Consider the following 12,602-nt stretch of genomic DNA (forward strand, 5'->3'; position numbering starts at 1 on the left):
TCCCCCTGCCGGAAACGTCCGGACCGGCGCCGCCGCCACAGCCCGCGACGTGCCTAGAGATTCCCCTAGAGCGTTTCCCTCCCTCGCCGGACAGCCCTCACTCGCGTGCGAATGTGTGAGCCGTCCCCGCCCTGACGCCCCCGGTTATTGGAGTGCCATCGATGAACGAGCCGGTGCCCACCGACCCCCGGACCACCACCCCGGGCCCCGAGCCCGTGGCCGTGGTCGGCCTCGCGTGCCGGTTCCCGGGCGCCGACGGCCCGGACGCGTACTGGCACCTGCTCACCGAGGGCCGCGGCGCCGTCACCGACACCCCCGAGGACCGGCGCGCGGGCGTGCCCGCCGACGGCTGGCCCACCCCGCACGGCGGCATCGCACCCCTGCGCGGCGGATACGTGTCCGCCCCCGCCGACTTCGACGCGGCGTTCTTCGGCATCTCGCCCCGCGAGGCCGACGCCATGGACCCGCAGGCCCGCCTCGCCCTCGAACTGGGCTGGGAAGCACTGGAACACGCCGGGATCCCCGCCACCGCCGCCCCGCACGCCACCGCCGTCTTCCTCGGCGCGGACACCTGCGACTACGCCGACGTCGTCCGCGACGCCGGACAGGGGGCGGGACACCACACCCTCACCGGCCTCAACCGCTCCCTCATCGCCAACCGGCTGTCCTACGTCCTCGGTGTCGGCGGCCCCAGCATGACCGTCGACAGCGCGCAGTCCTCGTCGCTGACCGCCGTCCAGCTCGCCTGCGACAGCCTGCGCCACGGCGACAGCGAACTCGCCCTCGCGGGCGGCGTCCACCTCAACCTCAGCCCGGCGAGCACACTGGCCGCCGCCCAGTTCGGGGCGCTCTCCCCGGACGGCGCCTGCCACACCTTCGACGCCCGCGCCAACGGCTACGTACGAGGCGAGGGCGGCGGCATCGTCGTACTCAAACTGCTCTCCCGCGCCCTCGCCGACGGCGACCACGTCCACGCCGTCATCCGCGGCGGCGCCCTCAACAACGACGGCACCGGCACCAGCATCACCACCCCGGACGCCGACGCCCAGGCCGCCGTCCTGCGCACCGCCTGCCACCGCGCGGGCGTCGACCCGGCGGACATCGGCTACGTCGAACTGCACGGCACGGGCACCCGCGTCGGCGACCCCGTCGAGGCCGCCGCACTCGGCGCGGTCCTCGGCACCGCGAACGGCCGGTCCGCACCGCTCGCCGTCGGCTCGGTCAAGACCAACATCGGACACCTCGAAGGCGCCGCCGGCATCGCGGGCCTGATCAAGACCGTGCTGTGCCTCGCACACCGCAAACTGGTCCCCAGCCTCCACCACGAGAACCCCAACCCCGCCATCGACCTGGACGGCCTCGGCCTGCGCGTCCAGCGCGACACCACCGACTGGACCCCGGCCGCCCCCGGCACCCCGCTGCGCGCCGGAGTCTCCTCCTTCGGCATGGGCGGCACCAACGTCCACCTCGTCCTCGAAGAGGCCCCGACGACCGCACCGCAGCGGCAGCCCCGGCCCGCTGCCGCCACCGTGCCCTGGCTGCTGTCCGCCGCCACGCCCGAAGCGCTCCGCGCACAGACCGACCGCCTCACCGCGCACGTCCGCGACAGCGGAGCCGACCCGGTCGACACCGCCTGGTCCCTGCTCACCACCCGCGCCCACCTCCCGCACCGGGCCTTCGCCGTGGGCGCCGACACCCCCGCCCTGCTCGACGGCGTCACCACCGCCGCCCCGGCCGGACCGGTCGAGGGAGACATCCACCGTCCGGTGTTCGTCTTCCCCGGCCAGGGCAGCCAGTGGCCGGGCATGGCCGCCGAACTCCTCACCGCCTCACCCGTGTTCGCCGCCCGCCTCGCCGAGTGCGCGGACGCCCTCGCCCCGCACGTCGACTGGGACCTCGCCGCCGTCCTGCGCGGCGAACCCGACGCCCCGCCGCTCGACCGCTCCGACGTCGTCCAGCCCGTCCTGTGGGCCGTCATGGTCTCCCTCGCCACCCTGTGGCAGTCCTACGGGATCCAGCCCGCCGCCGTCGTCGGACACTCCCAGGGCGAGATCGCCGCCGCCGTCGTCGCGGGCGCCCTCAGCCTGGAGGACGCCGCGCGCGTCGTCGCCCTGCGCAGCAAGATCCTCGTCCCGCTCGAAGGCCGCAGCGGCATGGTCTCCCTGGCCCTCACCCACGACGACGCCCGCAGCTTCGTCGCCCGCTGGGGCGACCGCGTCACCGTCGCCGCCCTCAACGGACCCCGCTCCACCGTCGTCTCCGCCGACATCGACACCGTCACCGACATCCTCGCCACCGCCGCACGCGAGGACGTCCGCGCCCGCCGCGTCGGCATCGACTACGCCTCCCACTCCCCGCACGTCGAGCCCGTACGCGAGGAGATGCTCCGCCTTCTCGCCCCCATCGCACCCCGCCGCCCCGACGTGCCCTTCCTCTCCACCGTCACCGGCGACTGGCTCGACCACCCGGCCACCGACGCCCGCTACTGGTACGACAACCTCCGCGACCCCGTCCTCCTCGAACCGGCCGTCCGCGCCCTCACCCTCGCGGGCCACGGCGCCTTCGTCGAGGTCAGCCCGCACCCCGTACTGACCGCCCCGGTCCAGGACACCGTCGAGAACACCGCGGGCCCCCGGCACGCCGTCGTCACCGGAACCCTGCGCCGCGGCCAGGGCGGCCCCGCCCGCTTCCAGACCTCCCTCGCGACCCTGTGGGCCCGGGGCGCCGACGCCGACTGGACACCCGCCTTCACGGACCTGGCACCGCGCCGCGTCCCGCTGCCCACCTACGCCTTCCAGCGCCGCCGCCACTGGATCGACGGCGACCAGGGCCCCGCCGCACCGCACCGAACGGCCACGGCCTCAGCGCCCACCGACAACGCCCCGGCCCCGACCGACGCCATGGCATCCGGCCCCACCCTCACCCCCGACGACGCACTCGACCTCGTCCGCGACTGCGCCGCCGTCGTCCTCGGCCACAGCGACCGCGCCGAGGTCGACCCGCGGCGGACCTTCAAGGAACTCGGCGTCGACTCCGTCACCGCCGTGGAACTCCGCGACCGGATCAACACCCTGACCGGCGCCGACCTCCCCGCGACCGCCGTCTACGAACACCCGACCCCCGCACGCCTCGCCGCGCACCTGACCGCCCCCACGACCGCCGACACGGACCGCTTGGAGCGTGACCGCACCGCCCCGGACGAGCCGATCGCCATCGTGTCGATGGGCTGCCGCTACCCCGGCGGCGTCAGCAGCCCGGAGGACCTGTGGCGCCTGGTCCGCGACGAGACCGACGCCGTCTCCGCCTTCCCGACCGACCGAGGCTGGGACCTCGACGCCCTCTACGACCCCGACCCCGACCGCACCGGCACCACGTACGTCCGTGAGGGCGGGTTCCTGGACCGCGCGGGCGAGTTCGACGCGGCCTTCTTCGGCATCTCGCCGCGTGAGGCGACCGCGATGGACCCGCAGCAGCGACTGCTCCTGGAGACCACCTGGGAGACCGTCGAACGGGCCGGCATCGACCCCCGCACCCTGCACGCCAGCGCCACCGGCGTCTTCGTCGGCGCCACCGCGCCCGAGTACGGCCCGCGCCTGCACGAAGCCGGGGAGTCCGTCGAGGGCCACGTCCTCACCGGCACGACCGCCAGCGTCATCTCCGGCCGCATCGCCTACGCCCTGGGTCTCGAAGGCCCCGCCGTCACGGTCGACACGGCCTGCTCCTCGTCGCTGGTCGCCCTGCACCTCGCCGTCCGCGCCCTGCGCGCCGGGGACTGCTCCCTCGCCGTCGCCGCGGGCGCCACCGTCATGTCGGGGCCGGGCATGTTCGTCGAGTTCGGCCGCCAGCGCGGCCTCGCCGCCGACGGCCGCTGCAAGCCCTTCGCCGCCGACGCGGACGGCACCAACTGGGCCGAGGGCGTCGGCGTGCTGCTCCTGGAGCGCCTGTCGGACGCGCGGGCCAACGGGCATCAAGTGCTCGGTGTCGTACGGGGCTCGGCGATCAACCAGGACGGCGCGTCGAACGGCCTCACCGCCCCCAACGGCCTTTCCCAGCAACGGGTGATCCGTGCGGCCCTCGCGGATGCGGGCGTGCCGGCCGCAGAGGTGGACGCGGTCGAGGCGCACGGCACGGGCACGAAGCTGGGCGACCCGATCGAGGCACAGGCCCTGCTCGCCACCTACGGTCAGGGCCGCGATGCCGAACGGCCCCTCTGGCTCGGCTCGTTGAAGTCCAACATCGGGCACGCCCAGGCCGCGGCCGGGATCGGCGGCGTCATCAAGATGGTGCAGGCCATGCGAGCGGGGCTCCTGCCGAGGTCCCTGCACGCCGAAGCGCCCTCGCCGCTCGTCGACTGGCGCTCCGGCGCGGTGGAGCTGCTGACCCGGGCCCGGGAGTGGACGGAGCCGGACGACCGTCCGCGCCGGGCCGGGGTGTCGTCGTTCGGCATCAGCGGCACCAACGCGCACGTCATCCTCGAAGCCGCACCCGAGCCCGCCGTTCCCACCGGCAGGCCCACGACGGCCGACATCACCCTGCCGTGGCTCGTCTCGGCCCGGACCCCGGCGGCGCTCGCCGAGCAGGAGAAGCGGCTCGTGGCGTTCACCGCTGACGGTGAGACCCATGACCCGGTGGATGTGGCGTGGTCGTTGTGGCGGTCGCGGTCGGCGTTCGAGTGCCGGTCGGTGGTTGTTGCGGGGGAGTCGGTGGTGTCGGGGTCGGTGGTGGGTGCGGCGTCGTCTCCGGTGTTTGTGTTCCCGGGGCAGGGGGCGCAGTGGGTGGGGATGGCGGTGGGGCTGCTTGACGCGTCGCCGGTGTTTGCGGGGCGGTTTGCGGAGTGTGCGGCTGCGTTGGATGAGTTCGTGGAGTGGTCGTTGGTTGATGTGGTGCGGGGGGTGGAGGGTGCGCCTGGGTTGGACCGGGTGGATGTGGTGCAGCCTGTGTTGTGGGCGGTGATGGTGTCGCTGGCTGCGTTGTGGGAGTCGTTTGGTGTGCGGCCTGCGGCGGTGGTGGGTCATTCGCAGGGTGAGATTGCGGCTGCTGTGGTGGCGGGTGCGTTGAGTGTGCGTGATGGGGCGCGGGTGGTGGCGTTGCGGTCGCGTGCGATTACGGCGTTGGCCGGGCGTGGGGGCATGGTGTCGGTGGCGTTGGCGGCTGACGGGGCCCGGGAGTTGGCGGGGCGTTGGCCGGGTCGGGTGTCGGTGGCGGCGGTGAACGGGCCGACGTCGACCGTGGTCTCGGGTGATGCCGACGCGCTCGATGAGCTGGTGGCGTATGCCGAGGGTGAAGGTGTGCGGGTGCGTCGGATCGAGGTCGATTACGCCTCGCATTCGGCTCATGTGGAGGCCATTGAGACCGAGTTGGCTGAGCTGCTGAACTCCGTCACGGCGTTGGAGCCGTCGGTGCCGTTCTTGTCGACGGTGACGGGGGAGTGGGTCGAGCCGGGGCAGACGGACGGCCGATACTGGTACCGCAACCTGCGGCAGACCGTGCAGCTCGCGCCTGCTGTTACGAGGCTGCTCGCCGAAGGCCATGGCGCCTTCCTGGAGATGAGTCCGCACCCCGTGCTCACCGTCCCGGTCGCCGAGACCGTGGAGGCGGCCGGTTCGGACGCCCCGGTCGTCGGGTCTTTGCGGCGTGGTGAGGGCGGTCTCGATCGCTTCTACCTTTCCCTCGGTGAAGCCTGGGCGCGTGGCGTGCCCGTGGACTGGACGCCCGCCTTCGACGGTCTGTCGCCGCGCGTTGTTGACTTGCCGACTTATCCCTTCCAGCGCACCCGCTACTGGCTGGATGTGCCGAAGGAGACGCAGGTCAGCGTCGATCCCGTGGACGAGCAGTTCTGGCAGGCCGTCGAGGAGGGCGACCTGGACGCGCTCACGCGCACCCTCGGTGTCCAGGAGGGGCTGGAGGCGGTCGTCCCGGCTCTGGCCGCCTGGCGTACCGCCCGTCGCGAGCAGAGTGTGGTCGACGGCTGGCGGTACCGGACGGAGTGGAAGCCCCTTCCCGTCGCCGCCCCCGCCGCGATCGGCGGAACCTGGCTGCTCGTCGTGGCTGAGCAGATGGCGGACGAGCGACTCGCCACCGAGGTGGTGTCCGCGCTGGAGACACGCGGCGGCCGGGCAGTCGTCGTGACCGCCTCCGGGGACTTGGAGCGCGGTGCTCTCGGCGCCCTACTCGCACCCTCCGCCGAGGGGGCCGACTATGCCGGGGTGCTGTCGTTCCTGGCCCTCGATGAACGCCCGCACCCGCGTCAGCCCGCCGTGCCGCTCGGTCTGGCCGGGACGCTCACCCTCGTACAGGCCCTCGGTGACGCCGGGATCGACGCGCCACTGTGGTGCGTGACGCGGGGTGCCGTGGGGACGGGGCCGCAGGATGCGCCGACCGCGCCTTCGCAGGCCGGTGTGTGGGGGCTCGGCCGGGTCGCCGCGCTGGAACACCCCAAGCGGTGGGGCGGCCTCGTGGACCTTCCGGCGTCCGGGGCCGGCCCCGCCGTCGACCTCCTCCTGGACACCGTCACGGCGGGCACGGAGGAGGATCAGGTCGCCTTGCGCGGTGGCACGGCGTACGGTCGTCGGCTCGTGCCCGCGGTCACCGGTGGCAGGGCGGCACCCCGTGACTGGACGCCGCGTGGGACGGTGCTCGTCACCGGCGGGACAGGTGCGCTCGGTGCGCATGTCGCCCGTTGGCTGGCCGCGCGGGGAGCGGAACACCTCGTGCTCACCGGCCGCCGGGGCGACGGCGCCCACCTCGACGCACTGCGGGAAGAACTCGCCGCTCACGGCACCCGGCTGACCGTCGCCGCCTGCGACATGGCCGACCGCGACGCCCTGGCCGCCCTGGTCGGCGGCCTCGCCGACGACGGCGACCCCGTACGTTCCGTCGTGCACGCGGCCGGGGTGAGCGTCCTCGGCCCGATGGACGAAGCCGGTGTCGACGACCTCGCCGCCACCCTGTCCGGCAAGGTCCTCGGCGCCGCCCACCTCGACGAGGTCCTCGACACCGCCGACCTGGACGCCGTCGTGTACTTCTCGTCCATCTCCGGCACGTGGGGCGTCGCCGACCACGCCGCGTACGGCGCGGCCAACGCGATCCTCGACGCCCGCGCCGAACGCCGCCGCGCCGACGGCGCCCCGGTGCTCTCCGTGGCCTGGGGGCCCTGGGCGGGCGGCGGCATGATCGCCGAGTCCGTCCAGGACGACCTGCGCCGCAGGGGCGTCCCCGTCATCCGGCCGAGCGCCGCCGTCGCCGGGCTCCAGCAGGCCCTCGACCACGACGACACGGTCGTGGCGGTCGCCGATGTCGACTGGCGCCGGTTCGCCGAGGTCTTCACCTCGGTGCGCGGGAGCGCCCTGCTGACCGAACTGCCCACCGCCCGGCGCGAACCCGCTGACACGACGGACGACGGCGCCGACGACACCGCCGCCGCGCTCCGCGCACTCGCCGACCTCACGCCCGACCGCCGACTCGCCGCCCTGCGAACGCTCGTCGGCACCCATGTGGCGGCCGCGCTCGGGCACGCCGACGCCGAGGCCGTCAGCGCGGAGGCCGCCTTCAAGGACCTCGGCTTCGACTCCCTCACCGCCGTCGCCCTGCGCGACCGGCTGCACCGCGCCACCGGTCTGAAGCTGCCCACCACCGTCGTCTTCGACCACCCCAGCATCTCCGCGCTCGCCGCCTTCCTGGACGACCTCGCGTTCGGCGGGCAGGGGCAGGAGGACACACGGCCGGCGGAGGAGCCGACGCGCGGGGCGGGCGACGACGACCCGATCGCCATCGTGTCGATGGGCTGCCGCTTCCCGGGTGGCGTACGCACCCCGGAGGACCTGTGGCGGCTGGTCCTCGACGGCGTCGACGCCATCACCCCGCTCCCCACCGACCGGGGCTGGGACCTCGACGCCCTCTACGACCCCGACCCCGACCGCCTCGGCACCAGCTACGTGCGGGAGAGCGGATTCCTCGACGGCGCGGGCGAGTTCGACGCGGCCTTCTTCGGCATCTCGCCACGTGAGGCGACCGCGATGGACCCGCAGCAGCGCCTCCTCCTGGAGACCTCCTGGGAGACCCTGGAGCGGGCCGGCATCGACCCCAAGAGCCTGCGGGGCAGCTCCACCGGCGTCTATGTCGGCCTCACCGACCAGGAGTACGCCACCCAGTTGCGTGCCGCGTCCGGCGACAACGAGGGGTACCTCGCCACCGGCGCGGCGGCCAGCGTCGCCTCCGGCCGCATCGCCTACGCCCTGGGTCTCGAAGGCCCCGCCGTCACGGTCGACACGGCCTGCTCGTCGTCGCTGGTCGCCCTGCACCTCGCCGTCCGCGCCCTGCGCGCCGGTGAGTGCCGCCTCGCGCTGGCGGGCGCCGCCACGGTGATGTCCGGACCCGGCGCGTTCGTCGCCTTCAGCCGGCAACGCGCGCTGGCCGCCGACGGCCGCTGCAAGCCCTTCGCCGCCGACGCCGACGGCTTCGCACTGTCCGAGGGCGTCGGCGTCCTGCTCCTGGAGCGCCTGTCCGACGCGCGGGCCAACGGGCACCAGGTGCTCGGTGTCGTACGGGGCTCGGCGATCAACCAGGACGGCGCGTCGAACGGCCTCACCGCGCCCAACGGCCCTTCCCAACAGCGCGTCATCCGCGCGGCGCTCGCGGACGCGGGGCTCTCGGCCACGGACGTCGACGTGGTCGAGGCGCACGGCACGGGCACGAAGCTGGGCGATCCGATCGAGGCGCAAGCGCTGCTGGCCACCTACGGACAGGAGCGCGACGCCGAACGGCCGCTGTGGCTGGGATCGGTGAAGTCCAACATCGGGCACGCGCAGGCGGCTTCCGGCATGGCCGGAGTCATCAAGATGGTGCAGGCCATGCGGCACGGAACCCTGCCCAAGTCCCTGAAGGCGGATGAACCGTCCCGGATCGTCGACTGGTCCACGGGCACGGTCGAGCTGCTGGCGCGGAACCGGGAGTGGACGGAGCCGGACGACCGTCCGCGTCGGGCCGGGGTGTCGTCGTTCGGCATCAGCGGGACCAACGCGCACGTCATCCTCGAAGCGCCGCAGCACGTGGACGAGGAGCCCGTCCCCGTTCGTGAGTCCGCGCCCGCTCTGCCGTTCCTGGTCTCCGCCCGGACCGAAGAAGCACTGGCCGTCCAGATCCGCCAGTTGAACGCCCATCTGGAGTCCGCCGCTGTGGAGTCGGTGGATGTGGCGTGGTCGTTGTGGCGGTCGCGGTCGGCGTTCGAGTGCCGGTCGGTGGTTGTTGCGGGGGAGTCGGTGGTGTCGGGGTCGGTGGTGGGTGCGGCGTCGTCTCCGGTGTTCGTGTTCCCGGGGCAGGGGGCGCAGTGGGTCGGGATGGCGGTGGAGCTGCTCGACTCGTCGCCGGTGTTCGCGGAACGGTTCGCGGAGTGTGCCACCGCGCTGGGCGAGTTCGTGGAGTGGTCGTTGGTTGATGTGGTGCGGGGGGTGGAGGGTGCGCCCGGGTTCGACCGGGTGGATGTCGTTCAGCCTGTGTTGTGGGCGGTGATGGTGTCGCTGGCCGCGTTGTGGGAGTCGTTCGGTGTGCGGCCTGCTGCGGTCGTCGGTCATTCGCAGGGTGAGATCGCGGCTGCTGTGGTGGCGGGTGCGTTGAGTGTGCGGGATGGGGCGCGGGTGGTGGCGTTGCGGTCGCGTGCGATCACCTCGCTTGCCGGGCGTGGGGGCATGGTGTCGGTTGCGTTGCCTGCGGAAGGGGCTGAGGAGCTGGCCGGGCGTTGGCCGGGCCGGGTGGCCGTGGCGGCGGTGAACGGGCCGACGTCGACTGTCGTCTCGGGTGATGCCGACGCGCTCGATGAGCTGGTGGCGTATGCCGAGGGTGAAGGTGTGCGGGTGCGTCGGATCGAGGTCGATTACGCCTCGCACTCGGCTCATGTGGAGGCTATCGAGGCGGAGCTGGCTGAACTGCTGAACTCCGTCACAGCGCTGGAGCCGTCGGTCCCGTTCCTGTCGACAGTGACAGGAGAGTGGATCGACTCCCCTGTCACAGACGGCCAGTACTGGTACCGCAACCTGCGTCAAACCGTGCAGCTCGCGCCCGCCGTCACGAAACTGCTCGCCGAAGGCCACGGCGCGTTCCTGGAGATGAGTCCGCATCCGGTGCTGACCGTCCCGGTCGCCGAGACCGTCGAAGCGGCCGGTTCGGACGCCCCGGTCGTCGGCTCCCTGCGACGCGGCGAGGGCGGCCTCGACCGTTTCTACCTCTCCCTCGGTGAAGCGTGGGCGCGTGGCGTGCCCGTGGACTGGGCGCCGGCCTTCGAAGGGCTGTCCCCGCGCCTGGTCGACTTGCCGACTTATCCCTTCCAGCGCACCCGCTACTGGCTCGACGTGCCGAAGGAGACGCAGGCCAGCGTCGATCCCGTGGACGAGCAGTTCTGGCAGGCCGTCGAGGCGGGCGACCTGGACAAGCTCACCCGCACGCTTGGTGTCGAGGAGGGGCTGGAGGCGGTCGTCCCGGCCCTGGCCGCCTGGCGTACCGCCCGTCGCGAGCGGAACGTGCTCGATGACTGGCGTTACCGCGTGGTGTGGCGGCCGTTCGCCGCTCCCGCCAGCGGTGCCCTCGACGGCGACTGGCTGCTCGTCGTGCCGGAGGCCCGACGCGGTGACGACCTCACGGTGCGGGCGCGGCGTGTGCTGGAGGAGTCGGGAGCGGGCGTCGTGCCGGTCCTCGTACCCGAACGGGTGGACCGCGAGGTCCTTGCCGAGCTGCTCGACAAGGCCGTGCTGGACGCGGCAGGCGCACCGGCGGGAGTGCTGTCGCTGCTCGCTCTCGATGATGAACCCGACGGGCGCAGCCCCGGTGTCTCCAAGGGGCTGCTGGCCTCCATGGCGTTGAGTCAGGCCCTCACCGATGTCGGGGTCCGGGCCGGGTTGTGGACGCTGACGCGCGGAGCCGTGACCGTCGACGGCGATGAAGGGCAGGCACCGAACGCGGGTCAGGCCGCCGTATGGGGCCTGCTTCGGGTCGCCGCGCTTGACGACCCGGAGCGAGCGGGCGGCCTGGTCGATCTCCCTGGCGACGACGGTTCCACTGACGTGCTGTCCCATCTGCCCGCGCTCCTCGCAGGCGGCGAGAACGCGACGCAGGAGAGCGAGTTCGCGCTGCGGGCCGGTGCCGTGGGCGTCCGGGTCCGGCGCATGGTGCGTTCGCCGCTCGGGGGCGCGGACCCCGCCGGGGCGCCCGTGTGGAAGCCGCGCGGGACGGTCCTGGTCACCGGCGGTACCGGCGCGCTCGGTGCCCACGTCGCCAGGGATCTCGCCCGTGAGGGCGCCGAGCACCTCGTACTGACCAGTCGGCGCGGCCCCGACGCGCCCGGGGCGGCCGAGCTGGAGCGGGAGCTGACCGAACTCGGCTGCCGGGTCACGATCGCCGCCTGCGACGTCGCCGACCGGGACGCGCTGCGTCGGCTCGTCGAGCGGGTCGACTCCGACGGACCCGCGCTGACGGCGGTCGTGCACACCGCGGGCGCCGTCGACCAGGCGCGGCCCCTCACGGAGGTCGACGCGGGCGAGGCGGTCGAGCTGATGCACGCGAAGGTCGTCGGCGCGCAGAACCTGCACGAGCTGTTCGCCGGGCGCCCGTTGGACGCGTTCGTACTGTTCTCCTCCGGCGCCGGCGTCTGGGGCAACGGCGGCCAGGCCCCGTACGCGGCGGCCAACGCCCACCTCGACGCCCTCGCCGAGCGGCGCCGTGCGGCGGGGCTGCCCGCGACCTCCGTGGCGTGGGGTGCCTGGGCGGGCGGCGGCATGGTCGACGCCGAGGTGGGGGAGCGACTGCTCCGGCGCGGGGTGCCCGCGATGGAGCCCCGGCTGGCCGTCCGCGCCCTGCGCGAGGCGGTGGCGGCGAACGACGCGACCGTCGTCGTGGCGGACATCCGCTGGGACCGCTTCGTCCCGGCCTACTGCGCCCACGGGCACCGTCCGCTCATCGACGAGATCCCCGACGTTCAGGCGTTGTTGGCCGCTCAGCGGGCGGAGGACGACGCCGCACAGTCGGCGGACGGGGACCAGGCGCCGGGCGGACTGCTCGCCGAGCTGACCGCGCTGCCCGCGGCCAAGCGCAGGCGTCGGCTGGCCGAACTGATCCGCACGCACGTCGGAGCGGTGCTCGGCACCGGTCCGGCTGAGGCGGTCAAGCCCGGCAAGGCGTTCCGCGACATGGGCTTCGACTCCCTGACCGCCGTGGAACTGCGTAACAGGCTCGGCGCCGCCCTCGGCACGAAGCTCTCCGCGACGCTCGTCTTCGACCACCCCACGCCGAACGCGCTCGCCGACCACCTGGGCGCCGAACTGTTCCCGGCCGAAGCAGGCGATCCCGCCCTCGACCCCCGGCTCAGGGAGATTGAGGCGGCCTACCGCGCCGACCCCGACCCGGCCGGCAGGCAGGGACTCGCCGACGCGCTGCGGAACCTGCTCGACTCCTGGGCCGCGCCCGCGTCCCCATCCGCATCCGTATCCGCATCCGCGTCCGAGACCGCGTCCACCGACGAGACGCCCCCCGCGGACGTCGACGAGGAACTGGTCGGCGCCTCCGACCAGGACATGTTCGACCTGATCGACAAGGAACTCGGGATCTCCTGAGCGGTC

Annotated in this window: 1 protein-coding gene; it reads left to right on the forward strand. The window is 73.6% G+C overall.

Annotated features, from left to right (window positions below; translation table 11 throughout):
* The first annotated feature begins 161 nt into the window (after nt 1–161).
* Complete coding sequence (locus ABZ877_RS31005) at nt 162–12,596, forward strand: type I polyketide synthase (RefSeq protein ID WP_361077836.1); 12,435 nt, start codon at nt 162–164, stop codon at nt 12,594–12,596.
* The last annotated feature ends 6 nt before the right edge of the window (nt 12,597–12,602 follow it).

Origin of the sequence: Streptomyces sp. NPDC046939, assembly GCF_040644575.1 — a bacterium.
Lineage (GTDB): Bacteria > Actinomycetota > Actinomycetes > Streptomycetales > Streptomycetaceae > Streptomyces.

Coding starts and splice junctions, on each gene's coding strand:
- ABZ877_RS31005 (WP_361077836.1), top strand. CDS start 162: ATGAACGAGCCGGTGCCCACCGACCCCCGGACCACCACCCCGGGCCCC.